Origin of the sequence: Streptomyces sp. ISL-1 (assembly GCF_018614585.1) — a bacterium.
Classification (GTDB): domain Bacteria; phylum Actinomycetota; class Actinomycetes; order Streptomycetales; family Streptomycetaceae; genus Streptomyces; species Streptomyces maoxianensis.
Genome location: NZ_JAGGOI010000006.1, coordinates 47,759 through 70,040 on the forward strand (window position 1 = coordinate 47,759; position 22,282 = coordinate 70,040).

22 protein-coding genes are annotated in these 22,282 nt (G+C 70.3%); 13 read left to right on the forward strand and 9 right to left on the reverse strand.

Going from position 1 to position 22,282, the window contains the following annotated elements; translation table 11 throughout:
- Window positions 1-94: 94 nt before the first annotated feature.
- The 3 genes from J7E87_RS04510 to J7E87_RS04520 are packed head-to-tail and all read left to right on the forward strand — an operon-like array spanning window position 95 to window position 3,378.
- Complete coding sequence (locus J7E87_RS04510; RefSeq protein WP_215090458.1) at window positions 95-1,390, forward strand: ABC transporter substrate-binding protein; 1,296 nt, start codon at window positions 95-97, stop codon at window positions 1,388-1,390.
- 36 nt (window positions 1,391-1,426) lie between these two features.
- On the forward strand, window positions 1,427-2,461 hold the full coding sequence (locus J7E87_RS04515) for a carbohydrate ABC transporter permease (RefSeq protein ID WP_374195138.1): 1,035 nt from the start codon (window positions 1,427-1,429) through the stop codon (window positions 2,459-2,461).
- Window positions 2,458-3,378, forward strand: a complete 921-nt coding sequence (locus J7E87_RS04520) for a carbohydrate ABC transporter permease (RefSeq protein WP_215090117.1) — start codon at window positions 2,458-2,460, stop codon at window positions 3,376-3,378. Before J7E87_RS04515 ends, J7E87_RS04520 begins: the two co-directional genes overlap by 4 nt.
- 61 nt (window positions 3,379-3,439) lie before the next feature.
- Here J7E87_RS04520 and J7E87_RS04525 read toward each other — a convergent pair whose 3' ends face one another.
- Complete coding sequence (locus J7E87_RS04525; RefSeq protein ID WP_215090119.1) at window positions 3,440-3,616, reverse strand: hypothetical protein; 177 nt, start codon at window positions 3,614-3,616, stop codon at window positions 3,440-3,442.
- A gap of 231 nt (window positions 3,617-3,847) precedes the next feature.
- On the opposite strand from J7E87_RS04525, the gene J7E87_RS04530 reads away from it, so the two are divergent.
- Window positions 3,848-4,882 (forward strand): NUDIX hydrolase, encoded by a 1,035-nt coding sequence (locus J7E87_RS04530; RefSeq protein ID WP_215090121.1) that lies wholly within the window; start codon window positions 3,848-3,850, stop codon window positions 4,880-4,882.
- Here the strand turns inward: J7E87_RS04530 and J7E87_RS04535 are convergent.
- Together J7E87_RS04535 and J7E87_RS04540 are read right to left on the reverse strand one after the other, a co-directional pair.
- Entirely contained in the window at window positions 4,823-5,551 is a 729-nt protein-coding gene (locus tag J7E87_RS04535) for an MBL fold metallo-hydrolase (RefSeq protein ID WP_215090123.1), read from the reverse strand. The genes J7E87_RS04530 and J7E87_RS04535 overlap by 60 nt on opposite strands.
- 56 nt (window positions 5,552-5,607) lie before the next feature.
- A complete protein-coding gene (locus J7E87_RS04540) occupies window positions 5,608-6,999 on the reverse strand; it encodes a dipeptidase (protein WP_215090125.1) in 1,392 nt (463 codons plus the stop codon).
- A gap of 142 nt (window positions 7,000-7,141) precedes the next feature.
- On the opposite strand from J7E87_RS04540, the gene J7E87_RS04545 reads away from it, so the two are divergent.
- Entirely contained in the window at window positions 7,142-8,359 is a 1,218-nt protein-coding gene (locus J7E87_RS04545; RefSeq protein WP_215090127.1) for a geranylgeranyl reductase family protein, read from the forward strand.
- A gap of 472 nt (window positions 8,360-8,831) precedes the next feature.
- Here the strand turns inward: J7E87_RS04545 and J7E87_RS04550 are convergent, their stop codons facing one another.
- Window positions 8,832-9,281, reverse strand: a complete 450-nt coding sequence (locus J7E87_RS04550; protein ID WP_215090128.1) for a nitroreductase family deazaflavin-dependent oxidoreductase — start codon at window positions 9,279-9,281, stop codon at window positions 8,832-8,834.
- A 168-nt stretch (window positions 9,282-9,449) separates the two neighbouring features.
- Here J7E87_RS04550 and J7E87_RS04555 point away from each other — a divergent pair, with 168 nt between their 5' ends.
- On the forward strand, window positions 9,450-10,679 hold the full coding sequence (locus J7E87_RS04555) for a sensor histidine kinase (protein WP_215090130.1): 1,230 nt from the start codon (window positions 9,450-9,452) through the stop codon (window positions 10,677-10,679).
- Window positions 10,676-11,341: a response regulator transcription factor gene (locus tag J7E87_RS04560; RefSeq protein WP_215090132.1), complete on the forward strand. Its 666-nt coding sequence runs from the start codon at window positions 10,676-10,678 to the stop codon at window positions 11,339-11,341. Before J7E87_RS04555 ends, J7E87_RS04560 begins: the two co-directional genes overlap by 4 nt.
- Here the strand turns inward: J7E87_RS04560 and J7E87_RS04565 are convergent.
- Together J7E87_RS04565 and J7E87_RS04570 are read right to left on the reverse strand one after the other, a co-directional pair.
- A complete protein-coding gene (locus tag J7E87_RS04565) occupies window positions 11,302-11,577 on the reverse strand; it encodes a DUF6332 family protein (protein ID WP_215090134.1) in 276 nt (91 codons plus the stop codon). The genes J7E87_RS04560 and J7E87_RS04565 overlap by 40 nt on opposite strands.
- Before the next feature lie 78 nt (window positions 11,578-11,655).
- Entirely contained in the window at window positions 11,656-13,143 is a 1,488-nt protein-coding gene (locus J7E87_RS04570) for an MFS transporter (RefSeq protein WP_215090136.1), read from the reverse strand.
- An 87-nt stretch (window positions 13,144-13,230) separates the two neighbouring features.
- On the opposite strand from J7E87_RS04570, the gene J7E87_RS04575 reads away from it, so the two are divergent.
- Window positions 13,231-13,632 (forward strand): MarR family winged helix-turn-helix transcriptional regulator, encoded by a 402-nt coding sequence (locus J7E87_RS04575; RefSeq protein ID WP_215090138.1) that lies wholly within the window; start codon window positions 13,231-13,233, stop codon window positions 13,630-13,632.
- Between the two features lie 14 nt (window positions 13,633-13,646).
- On the opposite strand, the gene J7E87_RS04580 is transcribed toward J7E87_RS04575, so the two are convergent.
- The 3 genes from J7E87_RS04580 to J7E87_RS04590 all read right to left on the reverse strand — a co-directional run bounded on the left by J7E87_RS04580 (window position 13,647) and on the right by J7E87_RS04590 (window position 16,057).
- Entirely contained in the window at window positions 13,647-14,390 is a 744-nt protein-coding gene (locus tag J7E87_RS04580; protein ID WP_215090140.1) for a maleylpyruvate isomerase family mycothiol-dependent enzyme, read from the reverse strand.
- Window positions 14,391-14,412: 22 nt separating this feature from the next.
- Window positions 14,413-14,760: an SCO4225 family membrane protein gene (locus J7E87_RS04585; RefSeq protein WP_215090142.1), complete on the reverse strand. Its 348-nt coding sequence runs from the start codon at window positions 14,758-14,760 to the stop codon at window positions 14,413-14,415.
- Window positions 14,761-14,833: 73 nt separating this feature from the next.
- Window positions 14,834-16,057, reverse strand: coding sequence for an MFS transporter (locus J7E87_RS04590; protein WP_215090144.1), 1,224 nt, complete (start codon window positions 16,055-16,057; stop codon window positions 14,834-14,836).
- A gap of 75 nt (window positions 16,058-16,132) precedes the next feature.
- Here J7E87_RS04590 and J7E87_RS04595 point away from each other — a divergent pair, with 75 nt between their 5' ends.
- The 5 genes from J7E87_RS04595 (at window position 16,133) to J7E87_RS04615 (ending at window position 22,262) form a co-directional block, all read left to right on the forward strand.
- Window positions 16,133-17,344 (forward strand): ROK family protein, encoded by a 1,212-nt coding sequence (locus J7E87_RS04595; protein WP_215090146.1) that lies wholly within the window; start codon window positions 16,133-16,135, stop codon window positions 17,342-17,344.
- A gap of 68 nt (window positions 17,345-17,412) precedes the next feature.
- Window positions 17,413-18,264: a YhjD/YihY/BrkB family envelope integrity protein gene (locus tag J7E87_RS04600; protein WP_215090148.1), complete on the forward strand. Its 852-nt coding sequence runs from the start codon at window positions 17,413-17,415 to the stop codon at window positions 18,262-18,264.
- Between the two features lie 368 nt (window positions 18,265-18,632).
- Window positions 18,633-18,938: an SHOCT domain-containing protein gene (locus tag J7E87_RS04605; protein WP_215090150.1), complete on the forward strand. Its 306-nt coding sequence runs from the start codon at window positions 18,633-18,635 to the stop codon at window positions 18,936-18,938.
- A complete protein-coding gene (locus J7E87_RS04610) occupies window positions 18,935-19,696 on the forward strand; it encodes an ABC transporter ATP-binding protein (protein WP_215090152.1) in 762 nt (253 codons plus the stop codon). Before J7E87_RS04605 ends, J7E87_RS04610 begins: the two co-directional genes overlap by 4 nt.
- Window positions 19,697-19,712: 16 nt before the next feature.
- The gene (locus J7E87_RS04615) at window positions 19,713-22,262 is read left to right on the forward strand and encodes an ABC transporter permease (RefSeq protein ID WP_215090460.1); all 2,550 of its coding nucleotides are present in this window, start codon (window positions 19,713-19,715) and stop codon (window positions 22,260-22,262) included.
- Window positions 22,263-22,282 lie beyond the last annotated feature (20 nt).

Below are 22,282 nucleotides of genomic sequence, written 5' to 3' on the forward strand. Positions count from 1 at the left end.
GTTGGGTTGTGTTGAGTTGCATCCCGGAGGAGGGGACATGGCGCAGTCATCGTTCAACGGTTCTGCCGCGCCCGGGAGCGTGGCAGGACATCGGATGTCCCGGCGGAATCTGCTGCGGGGTGCGGCGGCGGGTGCGGGTGCGATCGCGCTGCCCTCGTTGCTCGCTGCCTGCGGCGGTGGCCCCGGCGGGGACGGCAAGACCATCACCATGGGGTCCAACTCGTCCGACCCCGTGCCGAAGAAGGCGTTCGCCGATGCCTTCGCCGCGTATGCGAAGCAGTCCAAGGACGGCCGGAAGGTCAAGGTCAACACCGTTGACCACAACACCTTCCAGGAGAACATCAACCGCTATCTCCAGGGCAAGCCGGACGATGTCTTCATGTGGTTCGCGGGCTACCGCATGCAGTTCTTCGCCAAGAAGGGGCTGCTGCACGACATCAGCGACAACTGGGAGAGCTACCAGGGCTTCTCGCCCGCTCTCAAGGCCCAGTCGACGGGCGAGGACGGCAAGCAGTACCTCACGCCGTACTACTACTACCCGTGGGCCGTCTTCCACCGCAAAAGCGTCTTCCAGCAGCACGGTTACCAGGCGCCCAAGACGCTGGACGAGTACATAGCGCTCGCCAGGCAGATGCAGAAGGACAAACTCGTCCCCATCGCGTTCTGCGACAAGGACGGCTGGCCCGCGATGGGCACCTTCGACTACATCAACATGCGCAGTAACGGATACGAGTTCCACAAGAACCTCATGGCGGGCAAGGAGGCGTGGACCGACAAGCGCGTCAAGGAAGTCTTCGACACCTGGCGCAGCATCCTCCCGTACTGCCAGCCCGGCGCCAACGGCCGCACCTGGCAGGAGGCCGCCACCAGCCTGCAGAAGAAGCAGGCGGGTATGGCGGTTTTCGGACTCCCGCATCCCGGCGCGCAGTTCCCCAAGGACGAACAGGCCGACATCGACTTCTTCCCCTTCCCGGTGATCAACCCGGAGCACGGCCAGGACGCCGTCGAGGCGCCCATCGACGGCTTCCTGCTCGCGAAGAAGTCCAAGAACCTCAAGAACGCGAAGACCATGGAGAGCGCCAAGGACCTGCTGAAGTGGCTGGCCACCGGCAAGGCGGAGGACATCTACCTCGCCAGTGACCCCAACAACATCGCGGTGAGCGACGAGGCCGACCTCTCCAAGTACACCCCGCTGCAGAAGAAGGCCGTCGAGCTCGTCTCCGGCGCCAAGCAGATCTCGCAGTTCCTCGACCGCGACACCAGGCCCGACTTCTCGTCGACCGTGATGATCCCGGCCATTCAGACCTTCATCAACAAGCCGAAGGACGTGGACGGGTTGGTCAACAGCATCGAGAGGCAGAAGAAGACCATCTTCGCCGCCGAAGACTGACCGACACCGGCCGAAACCGACTTGGAGCCACCACCCGTGCCGCTGCTGCGATCTCCCGGGGGACAACGCCCGGACCGGCCCCCCCGGCCCTGCGGGTCCGGGGGGACCCACAGCCCGGAACCGAAGGCGGGCACCCCGAAGGACACCGGGGGGCGAACGAAGGCGAGCGTCTCACGGCGGGCCGCACGACGAGGACCGCGGAGGTTCACCCGCCGCGACGTCGCCGTCCTCAGCGTGCTGCTCGGCATACCGGTCCTGCTCGACGTGGCCATCGTGTGGGGGCCGACCCTCGCCTCCGTCGCGCTCTCCTTCACCAGTTGGGACGGCATCGGAGACATCTCCTGGGTCGGCACGAAGAACTACGAGACCCTCTTCACCAGCTATCCGCAGTTCTGGCCGGCGGCCCGCCACAACCTGCTCTGGCTGGCCTTCCTCGGGCTGGTAGCCACCCCGTTCGGCCTGCTGCTCGCCGTCCTCATCGACAAGGGCGTACGGTTCAGCCGCTTCTACCAGTCGACGCTGTACATGCCGGTCGTGCTTTCGCTCGCTGTCGTCGGCTTCATCGCCCAACTGGTCTTCTCCCGCGACCAGGGCGCGCTCAACGCGATCCTCGGCGACACCGAGTCGCCCACCGACTGGCTCGGCGACCCCGACCTCAATCTCTGGATGATCCTGCTGGCCGCCGCCTGGCGGCACACCGGCTATGTGATGATCCTCTACCTGGCCGGGCTGAAAGCAGTCGACTCCTCGTTGAAGGAAGCCGCCGCCATCGACGGGGCGAGCGAGACGCAGACCTTCTTCCGTGTCGTCTTCCCGACCCTGCGGCCGGTCAATGTCATCGTCGGGGTCATCACGGTCATCGAAGCGCTGCGCGCCTTCGACATCGTCTACGCCGTCAACAAGGGCAGAAACGGCCTGGAACTGCTCTCGGTCCTCGTCACCGACAACATCATCGGCGAAGCCAGCCGGATCGGATTCGGCTCGGCCATCGCCGTCGTGCTGCTGCTCGTCTCCATGGGATTCGTCGTGACGTATCTGGTCCAGGAGATCCGTGGGGAGAAGAACCGATGACGCTCGACACCGCCCCGGCGCCCGCCGCGACCCCGACAGCAACGGCAGCGCCCCGCAAGCACCTTCCGCGCCCCGGCCGGCTCGGCCTGCACGCCTTCCTGATGACCGTCTCGCTGGCCTTCCTCGCGCCGCTCCTGCTCGCGGTCTACGCCTCGCTCAGGCCGTACGACGAGACCTCCGAGCACGGGTACTTCTCGCTGCCGAAGAAACTCTCCTTCGACTACTACCAGCAGGCCTTCAGCGACTCGGACATGACGAAGTACTTCGTCAACACCCTCATCATCGCCGTGCCGGGAGTGCTGCTCGCGCTGTTCTTCGCCTCGTTCGTGGCCTTCGCCGTGGCACGGCTGAGGATGCGAGGCTCGGTCCTGCTGCTGATGCTCTTCACCGCGGGCAATCTGCTGCCCCAGCAGGTGATCGTCACTCCGCTGTACGTGCTGTTCAACCGCATCCCGCTGCCGTACTGGATGTCCGACTCGATGACGATGTTCGACTCGTACTGGGCCGTCGTCTCCGTCCAGATCGGCTTCCAGATCGGATTCTGCGTCTTCGTACTCGCCAACTTCATGCGCACCCTGCCGCAGGAGATCCTGGAGGCGGCGATCGTGGACGGCGCGAGTGTGTGGACGCAGTACTGGCGCATCACGCTCCCGCTGTGCCGTCCCGCCCTCGCGGCGCTCGGCACGCTCCAGTTCACCTGGATGTACAACGACTTTCTGTGGGCGCTCGTCTTCATCTCCGACGGCGACAAGCTCCCGATCACCTCGGCGCTGAACAACCTCCGCGGCCAATTTTTCACCGATTACAACCTGCTCGCCGCGGGCTCGGTGATCGTCGCGCTGCCGACGCTGCTGGTCTTCCTGCTGCTGCAGCGGCACTTCATCGCCGGGCTCACCCTCGGCTCCACCAAGGGCTGACGGGCGCGCGAGGCCCCGTCCGGGGCGGGGGCCTCGCTGCGTCCTGAGCGTCCTGAGCGTCCTAGCTGACCGCGTCCGCGGTCTGCCTGGGCAGGACCACCAGGAACGCATCCGATTCGAGGTCCATCACGACCTCCGCCGCCAGACCCTCGTCCCGGCGGGCCCGGGCGAATTCCTCGGCCGGCCAGCTTCCACGCGGGCCTCCGGCAGGAAACCTCTCCAATACCGTACGGCGCATCCCGCACCCCCTTGTCTCTCCAGCTCCAACGGCGCTTCGCCCATGGGTGTCACGGCCGTGCGAAAGCCATCCGTTCGTACGGGGAGACGCACCGGCGTGCCGGGCGGCGGTGGTGAACCGGCAACAGCAAGGACACAGTTGTGTCCGCGATCAGCCTGCCGGTTGTCTGCACGGGTTTCCGTGGCAGGGTGTTGCGGGCAATCCACTGTGGGCTACGGAAGAGGGGGAACCGTGATCGTCTGGATCAACGGTGCGTTCGGAGCGGGCAAGACCAGTACCGCGCGCGAACTGATCGATCTGATCCCGAACAGCACGCTGTACGACCCCGAACTCATCGGCGACGGGCTGCGCCACGTGCTGCCGCCGAAGCGTCTCGCCGAGGTGAGCGACTATCAGGACCTGCCGATCTGGCGGCGGCTCGTGGTGGACGCCGCGGCGGCGCTGCTGGCCGAGCTCGGCGGTGTGCTGGTGGTGCCGATGACCCTGCTGCGTCAGGAGTACCGCGACGAGATCTTCGGCGGGCTCGCCTCCCGCCGGATTCCCGTTCGCCATGTGCTGCTTCGACCGGAGGAAACGATCCTGCGCGCGCGGATCGCCGCCCGCGAGGAGCTGGGCATCCCGGACGCCGACCAGCGCGTCAGACAATGGGCGTACGACCATTTCGAGCCGTATCTCGCCGCCCTCGACTGGATCGGCGCCGACGCCCACGTCATCGACACCAGCCGGCTGGACCCTCATGAGACGGCGGAGCACATAGCCGAGGCGGTACGGAACGGGGACGCCGCGGTCTGCGAGATCGTGCAGACGCCCGAGCCGACCGCCGAAACCCTCGCCGCCGGAGTACTGCTCTTCGACGAGGAGGACCGGGTGCTGCTTGTCGATCCGACCTACAAACCGGGCTGGGAGTTCCCTGGCGGAGTCGTCGAACGAGGCGAGCCGCCCGCCCGCGGCGGAATGCGCGAGGTGGCCGAAGAGCTCGGCATCGAACTCGCCGAGGTGCCAAGGCTGTTGGTGGTCGACTGGGAGCCGCCGCGGCCGCCCGGGTTCGGTGGGCTACGGCTGCTCTTCGACGGCGGCCGGCTGCACAGCGCCGAAGCCGGACGGGTGTTGCTGCCCGGATCGGAGCTGCGCGGCTGGCGCTTCGTGGGCGAGCAGGAGGCGGCGCAGCTACTGCCGCCGACCCGCTACGAGCGGCTCCGCTGGGCGCTACGGGCGCGTGAGCGCGGGACCGTGCTCAACCTGGAGGCCGGGGTTCCGGTCGGCTGAGGCGCGCAGCACCGCCGCGGCATCCTCGGTCAGGGGGTCGCCGTGCCCGAAGCACACGGTGGACGGCGCGAGCGAGGCAAGGCGGCGCATCGAAACCTCCGCCTGCGCGCGGTCCACATTGAAGACGCCCAGCATCACCTGACCCACCGCCGCGACGCAGTCGCCCGTGAACAGCACGCCGTGGCGGGGGAGATGGATGCCGATGGAGCCGTCGGTGTGGCCTGGAGCATGGACCACCACGGCCCCGTCGCCGAAACCGAGCTCGTCGCCGTCCTCGAGCTCGCGGTCGACCCGGGTGGGCGGAGCCGGCGGCACCGTGAGCCCGTGCTCGTACAGCGGAACCTCCCAGTCGAGCAGGACCGGCTCGGGGACGGGCATCTCGCCGCGGACGACGGGGGCGTCGAGGCGGTGGGCCAGCACCTCCGCGCCGTACCGGTCCGCCAGCTCCTCGGCCGCGCCCACATGGTCCCGGTGGCAGTGGGTGAGCACGATGCGGCGGATGGAGCCGGGGCTTTTGCCCACGCTCCGTATCGCCTCCTCGATGTCCCGAGCGGCGTGCACATTTCCCGCGTCGATCAAGGTCAGCTCGTCGCCGTCGCGCCAGAGGTAGGCCTGGCCGATCGGGAAGCGGAACATGTGCAGTTGGGGAAGTACCTCGACGAAGTCCATGCGGCGAACGTACGCAGCGTCGTACGCCCGCCGCACGGATCTACGCTTGGGGCGATCTACGCTGAGCGCTGAAGCCCCGCTCGCTCAACCTTCTTGGACTCGGCGTAGTTGACCAGGAAGAGCGCCTCCGCGACCGAGAGCCGCTCCAGCTCCTCGGGCGACACGGACTCGTTGACCGCGTGGATCTGCGCCTCCGGCTCGCTCAGGCCGATCAGCAGGATCTCCGCGTCGGGGTAGAGCGCGGCGAGCGTGTTGCAGAGCGGGATCGAGCCGCCCATGCCGGCGGCCTGCATCTCCTCTCCCGGGTACGCCACGCGCATCGCCTCGGCCATCGAGGTGTAGGCGGGGCTGGTGACGTCCGCCTGGAAGGCCTGACCCTGACCCACCTGCTCCATCGAGACCCGGGCGTTGAACGGCGTGTGCTTCTCGATGTGCGCGAACAGCAGCTCGGTCGCCTCGGCGGCGTCCTGGCCGGGCGGCACCCGCAGGCTGATCTGCGCCCGGGCGCTCGCCGGGATGGAGGGGGTCGCGCCGGCCACCGGGTGGCAGTCGATGCCGATCACGGTGACGGCGGGACGCGCCCAGACGCGGTCGGCGACCGTGCCGTTGCCGGTCAGTCCGACACCGTCGAGGACCTTGGCGTCCTTGCGGAACTCGTCCTCGGAGTACTGCAGTCCGTCCCACCGCGCCTGCGCCGGGAGCCCGTCGATCACCGTCGAGCCGTCCTCGGCACGCAGCGAGTCCAGTACGCGGATGAGCGCGGCCAGCGCGTCGGGGGCGGCGCCACCGAACTGGCCCGAGTGCAGATTGCCCTCGAGGGTGTCGATCCGGACTCGGATCATCGTCATGCCGCGCAGCGTCGCTGTCACGGTCGGCAGACCCACCCGGAAGTTCCCGGTGTCGCCGATCACGACGGCATCGGCGGTCAGCAGCTCCGGGTGCGCCTCGGCGTACTGCTCCAGACCGCCGGTGCCCTGCTCCTCCGAGCCCTCCACGATCATCTTCACGGAGACCGGTATGCCGCCGTTGGACTTGAGGGCGCGCAGCGCGAGCAAATGCATGATGAAGCCGCCCTTGCAGTCGGCGGCACCACGCCCGTACCAGCGGCCGTTCCGCTCGGTCAGCTCGAACGGCGGGGTCGCCCACGCGGACTCGTCCAGCTTCGGCTGCACGTCGTAGTGCGCGTACAGCAGCACTGTCGGCGCACCCTCGGGGCCGGGCAGCAGCCCGTACACCGACTGCGAACCGTCGGGGGTGTCGAGCAGCGCGACATCCTGGAATCCCTCGGCGCGCAGCGCACCGGCCACCCAGTTCGCGGCGGCCTCGCACTCACTCTTCGGCGCCACGGCCACGTCCGCCACCGATTGGAAGGCCACCAGCTCGGTCAGCTCCGCCTTGGCGCGGGGCATCAGTGAGGCGACGGTCTCGGCGATCGGATTCGAGGTCATGGGCACGCTCCTTGTGGGTGCGACGTTGTGCCATTTGTGTATGGCGAATGTGCGGTTGATCCTCCCACGGGCGGGAAATGACCGCGCCGTAGGATGCCGTCGAGACCGTGATCACGCATTGGATGGGGAGCAGTAGCAGATCGTGAGCAGCGAGAACGCAGACGCCGTAGGAGAGCACGGCCAGCCGGTGTGGGATGTCGTCGTGGTCGGCGGCGGGCCCGCCGGAGCCTCGGCGGCATATGCCGCCGCAGTCGCAGGCCGTCAGGTCCTCCTGCTGGAGAAGGCCGAGCTGCCCCGCTACAAGACCTGCGGCGGAGGGATCATCGGCCCCTCGCGCGACAGTCTGCCGCCCGGGTTCGAGCTGCCGCTGCGGGACAGGGTGCACGCCGTCACCTTCTCGCTGAACGGCAGGCTGACGCGTACACGCCGCTCCAAGCGGATGCTCTTCGGCCTCATCAACCGTCCGGAGTTCGACGCCGGCCTGGTCGAGCAGGCGCAGAAGGCGGGCGCCGTGCTGCGTACGGGTGCGACGGTCTCCCGGGTCGAGCAGCACGGATCTGCCGTGCCGGACCGACGCACGGTCGCCGTGGTGCTGGCGGACGGCGAGACGGTGCTCGCGCGTGCGGTCGTCGGCGCGGACGGCAGCGCCAGCCGGATAGGGGCGCATGTCGGGGTCAAGCTCGACCAGGTGGACCTCGGTCTGGAGGCGGAGATTCCGGTGCCGGCGACGGTGGCCGAGGACTGGGCGGGGAGGGTGCTCATCGACTGGGGGCCGATGCCCGGGAGTTACGGCTGGGTGTTCCCCAAGGGAGAGACACTGACGGTCGGGGTGATCTCGGCCCGCGGCGAGGGCGCGGCGACCAAGCGGTATCTGGAGGACTTCATCGCGCGCCTCGGGCTCGCCGGATTCGAGCCGGCGATCTCCTCGGGGCATCTGACCCGGTGCCGCAGCGACGACTCGCCGCTGTCGCGCGGGCGGGTGCTGGTCTGTGGTGACGCGGCCGGGCTCCTTGAGCCGTGGACCCGGGAGGGCATCTCCTTCGCGCTGCGGTCGGGGCGGCTCGCGGGGGAGTGGGCCGTACGGATCTCGGAGGCCCACGATGCGGTGGACGCCCGCAGGCAGGCGCTGAACTACGCGTTCGCGATCAAGGCGGGACTGGGTGTGGAGATGGGGATCGGGCGGCGGATGCTCGCCCTCTTCGAGCGCCGCCCGGGGCTGCTGCATGCGGCGATCACCGGCTTCAGGCCCGCGTGGAAGGCGTTCGCGGACATCGCGCGCGGGTCGACGACGCTGGCGGGGATTGTGAGTACGCACGGGATGGCGCGGCGGGCGCTGGAAGCGATGGACCGGCGCGCCTAGCCGGGCGGCGCGCGTGGGGCGGGGCGTCCGGGGCTGGGCGCTTGGCTGAGCGGCGCGGTCGGGGAGCCTGGCTGGACGCTGTGCCCGGCCCAGCAGGCGTACCGGGCAGGCGCGCGCCCCAGTCAGGTACTTGTCAGCGGCGCGCTCAGCCGGGCGGCGTGCCTGGGGTCGGTGCCTGGCCGAGCGGGGCGCCTGGCCTTGCGGGCGCCTGGGGCTCTGTGCCTGGCCGGGCGGCCTCACCGAACGGCATGCCTCGGGTGGCGTGACTGGGTGGGGGCGCCTGGCCGAGCGGCGCGCCTGGCCGGGCGGGCGTCCCAGGTCGGCGCGCCCGGGTCGGGTGGCCTGTCTGAGCGGCGCGCTCAGCCGACCGGTGCGCCTGGGGCGGGGTGCCCAGGGCGATGCGCCTGGCCCTGCGGGGCGCTGGGTCCATGGCCACCGCCCCGCGCCACTCGGCGCGCTCGGTCCCCGCGGCTCACTTGGTCACGGTGATCCGGAAGACGGGGTGCTTGGGCGCCGCGGCGAGTAGCTCCTCGTCCGTGGACTTGGCGTTGATCTCCCCGAAGAACCGGCCGACCTCCCAGCCCCAGCGCTCGAGGTAGTTGCGCAGCAGGGCCGGCTTCTCCTCGTCAGGCAGCTCCACCGCGGTGAACTGCCGGGTCTTGCGCCCCACTTGAAGCTTCCCGCCGCCCGCCGCGCGCAGATTGCGCACCCACTGGGAGTGGCCGCGCGCCGAGATCAGGTAGGGGCCACCCTCGTAGGGCAGCGGGTTGACCGGGATGCGCCGCCATTCGCCGCTGGTCCGGCCGCGTACGGAGAGCTCCGCGGTGCCCATCAGGCTGACGCCGCGGCGGGCGAGCCAGCCAATGGCGCCGTTGACGATGTTGTCGAACCGGCCGGGCTTGATGTAGTGCGCCTGAGGCATGGCGATCTCCCTGCGTCAGCTGGTGCCGGCGAGCGGCGCTCGCGGTTGAGAGCAGTGTGCACCGGGTCGACGTCGACCTCGCCCTGATCTCCGTACTGCGCAGGGAGTACGTGTGATCGCCACGCCTGGCTGACGCCCGCGGGCCCGCGCCGGTCTAGCGTGGTCGTTATGGATGAGCAGCGCGCCGGAATGTGCGGTGGTCCCCCCTGGGCACGGGGCGGACCACCGCGGCTGCGTCAATGGGAGGCGCGGCGGAACGCCTCCAGACTGCCGTGGCCGTCGACCCTCGCCGTGGCCGTGTTCGTCATGGTGGGATCGGGGTTCGCGGCGCACGGCCAGCCGGACCGCGAGCCGATCGACGCCTTCGCGCGGGTGCTGCTGGTGGCGGGCCCCGCGATGCTTCTGCTGCGCAACCGATGGCCGGTCGTCTCCGTCTTCGGCGTCTCGGTGGTGGTGCTCATCTACTTCGGTGCGGGCTATCCCTACGGACCTGTCCTCTTCGTCCTCGCCGTGGCCGCTTTCGCGGCCGTTGTCTCCGGGCACCGGTGGGCCGCCTGGTGGGCCGTCGGCGGGTTCTGGGTGGGGCAGGTGCTGATCGGGCACTGGCTCTACCACTATCTGCCGCCCGATAAGGACGATGCCACGCCCTGGGGGCAGGACCTGTTCATCGCCGCCTGGGCGGTGGCGATCCTCGCGGCCTCGGAGCTCGTACGCGTACGACGTGAGGTCTGGGCCCGTGAGCGCGAGGAGCGGGCCGCCGCCGAGAAGCGCCGCGCCGACGAGGAGCGGCTGCGGATCGCGCGCGAACTGCACGACGTCCTCGCGCACTCCATCTCGGTCATCAATGTCCAGGCGGGCGTCGGCCTCGCGCTCCTCGACACGAACCCGGAGCAGGCCCGTACCGCGCTCACCACCATCAAGGCGGCGAGCAAGGAGGCGCTGGGCGAGGTGCGCCAGGTGCTCGACACGTTGCGTACGCCCGGAGACGCCCCGCGCGCCCCCGCTCCCGGTCTCGACCGGCTGCCCGAGCTCGTCGAACAGGCCGCGAGCGCCGGACTGAATGTCGAGGTCGTGACGGAGGGCGAGCCCTTGCCGCTGCCGCCCGGCACGGACCTGGCCGCGTTCCGGATCGTCCAGGAGGCCCTGACCAACGTCGTACGGCACTCCGGATCACGCACCGCGCGGGTGCGGATGGCGTACGCGCCCGGCCGGCTCGGGCTGCGGATCGACGATGAAGGCCCGGCCACCGCGGCAGACACGGGCGGCAGCGGCAACGGCCTCGTCGGAATGCGGGAGCGGGCCGCCGCCCTCGGTGGCACGATCGAGGCCGGTCCAAGGCCGGACGGCGGCTTCAGGGTGTGGGCCGATCTCCCTGTGCAGCCTAAGGAGACGATGTGATCCGGGTACTGCTCGCTGACGACCAACTGCTGGTCAGGGCAGGGTTCAGAGCGCTGCTCGATGCGCAGCCGGACATCGAGGTGGCGGGCGAGGCTGCCGATGGCGGGGAGGCGGTGCGGCTGGCGGGTGAACTGCGCCCCGATGTCGTGCTGATGGACATCCGGATGCCGCTGCTGGACGGCCTCGCCGCCACCCGCCGGATCACCGGGGACGAGCGGCTGGACGGTGTGAAGGTGGTCATGCTCACCACCTTCGAGCTCGATGAGTACGTCTTCGAGGCGATCCGCTCCGGCGCGTCGGGCTTCCTGGTGAAGGACACCGAACCGGAGGAACTGCTGCGTGCGGTACGGGCGGTGGTGGAGGGGGACGCGCTGCTGTCCCCAGGCGTGACGCGCCGGCTGATCGCGGAGTTCGCGGCCCGCTCCAAGGCGCCCGCGCGCGCCGAGCGCCTCGGCAAACTCACCGAACGGGAGCGTGAGGTGATGGCTCTGGTCGGCATCGGGCTGTCCAACGAGGAGATCGCCCGCAGACTGGTCGTCAGCCCGCTCACCGCCAAAACCCATGTGAGCCGCACCATGGTGAAGCTCGGTGCCCGGGACCGGGCCCAACTGGTCGTGCTGGCCTACGAGTCGGGGCTGGTGCGGCCGGGCTGGCTCGGCTGACCGGGCGCCCGGGAAAAGCGCCACAGCACGGTCACGACGCGCACGGCGAAGACGATCCCGGCCGCCGCCAAGCCCGCGAAGAGCAGCCCGCGTTCGGCTGCGTACGGCATGGTGAACATCAGCTTCGGTCCCGCGATCGCACCGAAGGTCAGTGCCGCGACCAGGGTCGCGCTGATGAGCGCGTAGCCGATCTCGACCGTGATGGCGTCCCGGTCCGCCTGTGTACGTCGCCCCATGCTCCGAAGTGTCACAGGGGCGGTGGCCGACGGGCAAGGAGTCCCGCCGACCGCCGCCCCTCCGGAGCGCGGCGTCGGTCAGTCGCCGACCGCCACCCGCTCGGGCTCGGAATCCGGTACGGACTTCGCGACCAGGACCGTCTTGTGGTGGCCGGCTCCGCGCCGGGTGCGCAGTCCCGTCAGTGTGATGAGCAGTCCTGCCGCCGCGATCACCGTCACCACCACCAGGCCGGGCCGGAAGCTGTCCAGCACCTCCTGCGGGGAGCCGCCCTCGCTGCCGCCCGCGGTGATCACCGCGGTGACCACCGCAAGGAAGATGGCCCCGCCGACCTGGATCGAGGTGTTCAACAGGCCGGAGACCATGCCCTGTTCATGGTCCTGGACACCATTGGTGGCCTGGATGTTGAGCGAGGGGAAGACCAGCGCGCAGGCCGCGCCGAGCAGCAGCATCGACGGCAGGATCACAGCGGCGTAGCTCGGCGTGAGGTCTATCCGGAGGAAGAGTCCGTACGCGACCACCATCAGCGAGAAGCCGACGGCGATCACACGGGGCGTGCCGAACCGGTCGACGACTGAGCCGATCTTCGTCGAGGAGAGCGCGACCAGCGCGCCCGCCGGGAGGAAGGCCAGCGCCGTCTGCAGTGCCGACCAGCCGAGCAGGGACTGCATGTATTGCGTGACGAGGAACTGGAAGCCGATGTAACTGCCGAAGAAGAAGGCCGCGCCGAGATTGGCCCGGATCTGGCTGCCCGCGCGCAGCACGCCCAGCCGGATCAGCGGGTGCGAGCTGCGCCGTTCGATGCTGACGAAGGCGGTGAGCAGTACGGCAATGGCCAGGAAGGACAGCAGGGTGCGGGCCGAGGCCCAGCCGGCCTCGGGGGCCTTTACGACGGTGAAGACGAGCAGCAGCATCGAGGCGGTGCCGGTGATGGCGCCCGGTATGTCGTAACCCTTGCCGGAGTCCTCACGGCTGCTCCGCGGGATCAGCTTGAGGCCGGCCACGAGTGCGATCAGGGCGATGGGCGCGGGCAGCAGCATCGTCAGTCGCCAGCTCACTTCGGTGAGCAGCCCGGACAGCACCAGGCCCATGGAGAAGCCGGTGGCGGCGCAGGTGGTGTAGATGGCCAGCGCGCGGTTGCGCTGCGGTCCCTCCTTGAAGGTGGTGGTGATGATGGAGAGCCCGGCGGGCGCGGTGAACGCGGCGCTCAGTCCCTTGATGAAGCGGCTGGCGATCAGCAGCGGTCCGGAGTCGACGAGTCCGCCGAACAGCGAGGCCAGAGCGAAGACGGCGAGTGCGATCAGGAACACCCGGCGCCGACCGAGGAGGTCGGCGGCCCGGCCGCCAAGGAGCAGAAGGCCGCCGTATCCAAGGATGTAACCGCTGACGATCCACTGCAGGGTCGAGGTGGACAGCTCGAGATCGGTGGCGATCGAGGGCAGGGCGACGCCGACCATCGAGACGTCGAGGGCGTCGAGGAACATCGCGGCGCAGAGCACGAGCAGTGTGCCCCACAGCCGTGGGCTCCAGCGCTCCTGCACTACCGGGTTGGTGAGCGGAGAGGTCATGGGGAGGACAGTACATGCACATGCATTCAATGCAAGTGCATTTAATTCCGATGCAACAAAGTGCGCATTCTCTGCTAACGTGCGTTCATGGCGGCGAAGAAGTCCGAGCGAGCGCTCGTGGATGAGTGGCGGGACGTCCTGGCGCTGCACGCCCGTACGATCTGCGAACTCGACCGTGAGCTGCATCAGCACGGGCTCGGCGCCAGCGACTTCGAGGTCCTCGATGTGCTCGCCGAAGAGCGGGCGGACGACGGCGGGTCTGCCTTCCGCGTCCAGGAGCTGGCGTCCCGGGTCCATCTCAGCCAGAGCGCCCTGTCGCGACTGGTCGCGCGGCTGGAGAAGGACGGTCTTGTCACGCGCGGGATGTGCAGCGAGGACCGGCGGGGTGTGCGGGTCGCGCTGACCGAAGCCGGCCGGGCACGCCATGCCGAGGTGCAGCCTCTCCAGCGCGCGGTGCTGTCCCGGATGCTGCCGGGCCCGTCCGCGTAAGTCCGTCCGATCGTCTAGGACCAGGTGACGGCGGACTGCTCGCGCCACAGCTCGGCGAGTTCCGCGTCGCCCGTGACGGACACCGCGGTCTGCGGCAGCCGGTTCCAGAGCGTCAGATAGAGCTGCTCGGCCGTGCCGCTCAACTCGCAGTCGGCGGGGCCCTCTTCGCTGGGCTCGGTGCGGGGCGCGTCCGTCGACACCCATACGGTCCACACGTCATCGGTGTCGACCGGCCGTATGCGCAGTGAGCGCGGCGCCTCGGAGCGCACCCGGCTCCGGGAACGGCCGTGGAAGCCGGTCAGCAGCTCTTCGATGCCGTCGACCGCGAACTCGACGGCGATCGGACCGGGTATACCGCCCAGCGCCGACTCGACGTCCGTGCGGTGGATCGTGGTCTCGTGCGCCTGCCGCCGGGCCCAGAACGCCAGCGGTGACGGTGCGGGCAGGAAGGTCCAGCACTCCACGTCCGCGGGCGCCTCGCTCAGCGCCGCAACCAGCAGACCGTGCCCGTCCCTGAACCACTCCACCAGCTCGTCACCGTCCAGCTCGGAGCCCTCATCGGCGGGGCGGAAGCGGAGGTGCCCCTCGGTGATGAAGGCCGTCGCCCAGCGGTGGACCATGCCCGTGTGCCTGAGCACGTCCCGCACCTGCCAGCCGGGGCATGTCGGCACTGTCGCGCCGGGGCCCGCTTCGACGGCTGCCGCGGCCAGCAACCGGCCCTCTCGGACGAGGGATTTGATCAGCTCGGCGGTCTCCATGCGGAAGATTGTGCCACTGGGCTCAAGCCCCCTGGGGGTGCGCGGAGCGCGGGCGTCCGCGCAGCAGTCGCACGAAGAAGCCGAGGGCCACCGACTGGATGAGCACCGACATCACCAGTGCGGTGTACATGAACCACGCGGCTGAGGAGACCGCGTCGCCGAACATCGAGCCGACGAAGAAGAAGCCGAACACAGTCGGAGCGGCCAGCAGGAACAGCCATATGCCGGCGAACGAGGCGTCCTCGTGATGGACGAAGACAGTGTCGATCGTGACGTAGACCGTCGCCGCGGCGACCAGCGCCAGATACGCCTGGGAGGCGCGATTGCCGAAGGCGAGCTGCGTCAGCGTGCCGAGCCGTTCAGAGTTCATGTCCTTCTCCCCGCGTGGACGTCATTGCTCCCATGGTGCGTCCGGGGCGGCGGACCTGCCTGAGTACGCCTACTCAGTTGCCCCGCGGCGCCGACGCATTGCGGGCCGTGTACCCGATGAGCGCCGCGCCACCCGCGAGGGCGGCCACCGTCGTCAGCGCCACCGGCAGCGAGAACCAGTCGGCGAGGAAGCCGATCGCGGGCGGCCCGAGCAGCATCCCGCCGTAGCCGAGCGTGGACGCGGCCGCGACCCCGCCGGGGCCGGCCAGCGCGCCCGCCCTGGCCACCGCCACCGGGAAGATGTTCGCGAGTCCCAGACCGGTGACGGCGAAGCCCAGAAGCGCGAGCCACACACTGGGCGCGAGCGCGCCGAGCAGCATGCCGGCCGCGGCCGTCGTCCCGCCCGCGACAAGGGTGCGGGTCTGGCCGAGTCGCTCCAGCAGGGCCGTGCCGGTGAGTCGTCCGCCCGTCATGGCCAGCGCGAAGAGGGAGTACCCGGCAGCGGCTACGCCGGGGTGTGCGTGCAGATCCTGTTCGAGGTGGAGCGCGCCCCAGTCGGCCATCGCGCCTTCTCCGTACGCCGTGCAGAGCGCGATCACGCCGAAGAGGACGACGAGTCGGCGCGTACGCCCCTTCAGCCGGCGCGGTGCCGGCGCATTTGCCGCGGGCCCGGCGGGCGGCGCCGGGTGGCGCAGCAGTACGGGTCCGGCGACGGCGGTGACCAGCAGGCCGACAGCGGTGAGGGTGAGCAGATGCGTGACGGGGGAGAGGCCGCCCGCCACCAGGCCGCCGAGTCCTGCGCCGATCATGCCGCCGAGGCTGAACGCCGCGTGGAAGGTCGGCATGACGGGCCGTCGCATGGTCGCGACGAGATCGACCGCCGCGCTGTTCATCGCGACATTGATGCCGCCATAGGCCGCACCGAAGACCAGCAGCACAAGACCGAGGGCGAGCGCCGAGTGCGTCAATGGGGGGAGCGCGATGCTCAGTGACAGCAGTAGGGCACTGGCCACGGTGACCGGATGGCTGCCGTACCGGCGGCACAGCCGGCCGGTCAGCGTCATTGTCACCACGGCGCCCGCCGAGACGCCGAGCAGTGCCAGGCCCAGATCGCTCGCCGACGAGCCGGTCTGCTGCTTGATGGCGGGGATTCGGACCACCCAGCCGGCGAAGAGGAAGCCGTCGAGGGCGAAGAACACGGTCAGCGCGGTACGGAGGCGGAACAGGGAGGTTGGGGCGGGTTCTCCGCCAGGTCCCCCCGGAGCGGCCGTCCGTAGTAGTTTGTTTAGGTGCGGCACAAACTCAGCATAGGGCCAGGCCCCGATCCCGACAAGACGGCTGCTCAGCGCCCGGATCATGGGAGACTCGCCACCATGAACGGCAAGGCGACGACCACCAAAGCAAGGCTGGAAAGGGGCCGCAGCGCGCTCGGCCCCGCGCTGGAACTGGTTCATACGGGCCGTGCGCACACCCGCGCCGTGCTCACCGCCGAACTCGGCGTCACCCGAGCCACCGCCGGAGCGGTGGCCGCGGAACTCGAAGCGCTCGGTCTCATCCGGGTCGACTCCCGGCCCGCCGCCGTCGGCTCCCAGGGGCGACCCTCGCACCGGCTCTCCGTCGACGACACGGGCCCCGTCGTCCTCGCCGCCCAAGTGCACGCCGACGGATTCCGCGCCGCGCTGGTCGGACTCGGCGGCCGCACCGTCGCCACCGCCCCCGGCTGCGTCACCGTCTCCGCCGACCCCGCGCAGGTGCTCGGCGAGGTCGTCGACGCGGGCGCCGCGCTGCTGCGCGAGAGCGGGCGACGGTGCGTGGGCGCGGGTCTCGCCGTGCCCTCCGCTGTCGCAGAGCCGGACGGCACCGCCCTCAACCCGCTGCACCTCGCCTGGCCCGCGGGCGCCCCCGTCCGGGACATCTTCGCCGGGCAAGTGCGGGCGGCGGGCATCCAGGGCCCCGCCTTCACCGGCAACGATGTCAACCTCGCGGCGCTCGCCGAGCACCGGCACGGCGCGGGCCGCGGCGCCCAGCATCTGCTCTGCGTCGCCACCGGGCACCGGGGCGTCGGCGGCGCACTCGTCCTCGACGGCCGTCTGCACACCGGCAGTTCGGGCCTCGCCCTCGAGGTCGGCCATCTCACCGTCAACCCCCAGGGCCGCCCCTGTCACTGCGGCAGCCGCGGCTGCCTCGACGTCGAGGCCGACCCGCTCGCCTTCCTCACCGCAGCGGGCCGCGACCCGGGTCCCGAGGTCTCGCTGCTGCAGCAGTCCCGGCAGTTGCTGCGTACGGAGTACGACGACCCGGCCGTACGCAACGCGGGCGAGGAACTCATCGACCGCCTCGGCCTCGGGCTCGCCGGCCTGGTCAACATCCTCAACCCCGACCGGATCATCCTCGGCGGACTGCACCGCGAACTCCTGGACGCCGACCCCGAGCGGCTGCGCGCCGTGGTCGCCGACCGCAGTCTGTGGGGCCGCAGTGGCGGAGTGCCGATCCTGCCCTGCACGCTGGAGCACAACAGCCTGGTGGGAGCGGCGGAGTTGGCATGGCAGCCGGTACTGGACGACCCGCTGGGCGCTCTCGGCTGACACGCGACGGCACCCGTCCGGGGGCACGATGGACGCTTCGTGGCGACATTTCGGGTAGGCGACGACCTATGACCCATAAGCCCTCCGGCGCGGAGCATCATGCGCACCGGCTCCAGAACCTGTACAGCAGGATTCTTGCGTCACCCCTCGGGCTCGCCTGGAACCGCGGCCGCGCGATGGAACTGATGCACCGCGCGATGGGTTTCGCCGCACTCGGCTTTCTGACGCTTGTACCGCTCCTGATCGTCGTCGCGTCGGCCGACCCGGCGAGCGGACAGGGCTTCGCCCGCTGGCTGGGCCAGGCGCTGGGGGTCTCGGAGCCGTCCCTGGACGAGGTCGAGCGGCTGTTCGGGGTGCCGGGGCAGGCGCTGCAGCGCACGACCGCGTTCGGTCTCGCCGCGCTCACCGTCTTCGGTCTGACCTTCGGCTCGGCGGTGCAGACCGGCTACGAGAAGGTCTGGGACCTGCCGACGGCCCGCTGGCACACCATGTGGCGCCATGTCGTCTGGCTGGCCCTGCTCGTCTTCTCGCTGGTGGTATTCGCCAGCACGCCCGTGCCCACCGACGCCCTCTGGGAGACGATCCTCGGCGCTCTGGCCGATCTGATCGGCACCTTCATCTTCTTCTGGCTGTCCCAGCGAGTGCTGCTCGGCGGCCGGGTCCGCTGGCGGGCCCTGGTGCCCGGATCGATGGCGACGGCCCTGGGCATGCTCGGCCTACGGGTCTTCTCGCAGCTCGTCTTCTCACCGCTGATCGCGTCGAGCGCGGTCACCTACGGCCCGTTCGGGACCGTGCTGGTCATTCAGTCCTGGCTCGTCGGCGTCGGCGTGGTCGTCTACGGCGGGGCGCTCGTGGGACGCCTCATCCACGAAGACCGGGTGCGTCGTCGGCTGCGACGCGAGCCGGAACACTCTCTCTAGGCTCAGCCGACGTCTCTGGGCACAGCCGACGGCGATGGCGCGGGCCCAACCTGCGCGCGGGCACGTTCCCGAGGACCGGGCGGGCATCGCGGAGGGTGCGTGCCCTGCGGGCATCGCGGACGGTGCGTGCCCTGCGGGCATCGCGGACGGTGCGGACGGCGCGTGCCCTGCGGAGTGCGGACACTACGGACGGATGCGGAGCGTGTGCTCGGGCGGCGCCCGGGAGCAGCCGCGGAAGCCCTGAATACTCCCGGGGTGGTATGCGCAGTGCCGCTGCCCGTACGACGACTTCGACCCCCTCCCGGCGGGAGCCTCAAAGGCGACAAGCAACCTACGCACCACCATCGCCACCGAGGAGCTGAGCCGATATGAACACCCTGGCGCACGCCGACGGGCCAGGCCCGTGGATTCTCTTCTTCCCGCTGATCTGGGCGGCCGTCGTCGTCGGCGTTGTCACCTTCCTGCGCCGCACCGGAGTGTGGCGCGGCCGCCGCGGCCCCTGGCAGGGACTCCGCCCGACCGGGGGGCCCGGCTCGACGCACGGCGAGAACTCGCCGATCGCGCTGCTCGGCCGCCGCTTCGCCGTCGGTGAGATCGACGAGGACGAATACTGGCGGCGGCTGTCCGTGCTGGACGAGCAGTTCGGCCATGCGGGCAAGGGCGGTGCGGCATGACCGCCACCGTCACCCGGACCCGCACCGCGGCCCGAGTCGTCGACGCCGTGAAGATCTACGGCAAGGGCGACACCGAAGTGAGGGCCCTGGACGGGGTGAGCGTCGACTTCCCCGTCGGCCGCTTCACCGCGATCATGGGGCCCTCGGGCTCCGGCAAATCGACGCTGATGCACTGCGCCGCCGGACTCGACACCCTCACCTCGGGCTCCGCCCTCATCGGCGACACCGATCTCAGCGCGCTCGACGACCGCAGGCTCACCCTGCTGCGGCGCGAGCGCATCGGCTTCGTCTTCCAGGCGTTCAACCTCATCCCCACCCTGACCGTCGCCGAGAACATCACGCTCCCCATGGACCTTGCCGGGGAGCGGGCCGACCGGGAGTGGCTCGACGCCCTCGTCGACACCGTCGGACTGCGCGACCGGCTGCACCACCGGCCCAGCGAACTCTCCGGCGGCCAGCAGCAGCGCGTCGCCGTGGCCCGCGCCTTCGGCGGCCGGCCCGACGTCGTCTTCGCCGACGAGCCGACCGGCAACCTCGACTCCCGCTCGGGCGAAGAGGTGCTGCGGCTCCTGGGCCGCGCGGTACGCCAGACGGACCGCACCGTCGTCATGGTCACCCACGACCCGGTCGCAGCCGCCCACGCCGACGAGGTCGTCTTCCTCGCCGACGGACGCCTCGTCGACCGGATGGAGGCCCCCACCGCCGATCGCGTCCTCGACCGGCTGAAGGCCTTCGACGCCAAGGGGGCGAGGACATGAGCGCAGTCGCGCATCCCTGCGCATCAGCCTCAACTCGCTGCGCGCCCACAAACGCCGCTTCGCCGGGACCTTCACCGCCGTCCTGCTGGGCGTCGGCTTCCTCGCGGGCACTCTCGTCATGGGCGACACGCTGCGCGGCAGCTTCGACACCATGTTTGCCGGCGCCAACAGCGGCACCGACGCAGTCGTCCGCAGTTCCAACGTCATGACCGTCTCCGGCGAGAGCCAGGGCACCCGGCAGCCCGTGCGCACGGATCTCGTCTCGAAGATCGAGAAGACGCCCGGTGTCGCGGCCACCGTGCCCAACATCCAAGGCGCCGGACAGCTGGTCGGCTCCAACGGCAAGCCCATCGGCGGGCAGGGTCCGCCAACCGTCGCCGGCAATTGGATCGACGACCCGGAACTCAACCCGTACCAGCTGGCCGAGGGACGTACCCCGGCCAGGAGCGGCGAGGTCGTCGTCAACCGTGGCGCCGCCGACAAGGGCGGGCTGAAGATCGGCGACCGTACCGTGCTGCGCACCCCCGACCCGGTGAAGGTCACCGTCGTCGGGCTGGCCACCTTCGGCGGCGAGGACGGCATGGCCCAGGTCACCTACACCGGAATGACCCAGGCCGACGCCGAGAAGTACCTCACCCCGAAGCCGGGCGAGGCGGCGTCCATCCAGGTGCGGGCCGGACCCGGCACCAGCCAGCAGGAACTCGTGGACGCGCTGACGCCCGTACTCCCCAAGGGAGTCGAGGCGATCACCGGACAGGAGTCCACGGAGGAGAACCAGGACATGATCTCCGGTCAGTTCCTGAATCTGTTCACCACTCTGCTGCTGGTCTTTTCCGGCATCGTGCTGCTTGTCGCGACCTTCTCCATCTACAACACCTTCGCGATCGTCATCGCCCAGCGCACCCGGGAGAACGCGCTGCTGCGCGCGCTCGGCGCATCCCGCCGTCAGATCGCCGGATCGACGCTCGCCGAGTCGGCTGTCGTCGCACTGGTCGCGTCCGCCGCGGGCCTGCTCGGCGGCATCGGCATCGCCGCCGGGCTGCAGGCGCTCTTCCCCCTCATCGGTTTCCCCTTCCCGGAAGGCAGCTTGGTGATCAGCGGCGTTTCGATGCTGCTGCCGCTCGCAGTCGGCCTGCTTGTCTGCATCGGCTCTGCCGTGATGCCCGCGGTACGTGCCGGGCGCACCGCCCCGCTGGCGGCGCTGCGTGAGACGGGCGTGGATCACTCGGCGGCCTCGCGGACACGTGCGTACGCCGGAACGGGCGTCGTGCTGGCCGGTATCGGCATCATCCTGGTCGGCGTCGTCGCCTCCCCGTCGATCTGGCTCGCCGCCGCGGGCGCGGTGCTGACCCTGGCCGCCTTCGTGGTGCTCGGTCCTGTCGCCTCCTCGCTCGCCGTACGCATCCTGGGCAGGCCGCTCGACCGGCTGCCCGGAGTCTCCGGCAGCCTGGCCAAACGCAACGCCCTGCGCAGCCCCAAGCGCACCGCCGCCACCGCCACCGCGCTGATGATCGGCGTCGCCGTCGTGTCCCTGTTCACTGTCTTCGGCGCCTCGCTGAAGGCGACCATGGACCAGACGGTCTCCCGGTCCTTCGCGGGCGATGTCGCGGTCAGTGCCCCGGCGTTCGGCGGGGGCGGCAGCGGACTGAGCCCGAAGCTCGCCCCGGCCATCGCCGCGCAGCCCGAGGTGCGGACCGCGGTCGGTCTCGGCAAGGGCATAGCGGAGGTCGACGGCGCGGGACGGCAGCTCACCGTCACCGACCCGGTCGCGCTCGGGAAGGCATTCGACCTCGGCACCGTGCGGGGCTCGCTCGACGGGCTCGGCACGGACGGCATGGCCGTGGCGGACACCGAGGCGGACAAGCGGGGCTGGCAGGCAGGCTCCACGGCCGAACTCGCCTTCGCCGACGGTCAGAAGCGGACGTTCACGGTCCGCGCGGTCTTCGAACAGTCGGAGCTTGCGGGGGACTATGTCATCACCCGCGACGCCTGGGCACCGCACCGGGGACAGGATTCCGACACCCTGATCGCCGTCAGCTTCAACGACGGGGTGTCCACCGCCGATGGCACGGCTGCGGTGGAGAGGACCGCGGCGGCGTACGGCAATCCCGAGGTGCAGACCCGCGACGAGTACGCCCAGGCAGCGGCCGGAGCCATCGACATGATGCTCACCCTGGTCTACGCCCTGCTCGCGCTCGCCGTGGTGATCGCGCTGCTCGGCATCGCGAACACCCTGACCCTCGCGATCCACGAACGCACCAGGGAACTCGGCCTGTTGCGTGCCGTCGGACAGACCAGAAGCCAACTGCGCTCCATGGTGCGCTACGAGTCGGTGCTGGTCGCCGCGTTTGGCACGGCGGGCGGCCTGGCACTCGGCGCACTGCTCGGCTGGGTGCTCGTGAAGGCGTCCGAGGGCGCAGGCGACACCGCCTTCGCGTTCGCCGTACCGCCGGTGCAGCTTCTGGTGGTCGCCCTGGTCGGGCTGGTGGCCGGAGCGGTCGCGGGCCGGCGGCCCGCGCGCCGCGCCGCACGCCTGGACGTGCTGCGCGCCATCGCCACCGAATAGTGCGGCTGTCCTGCCTACCG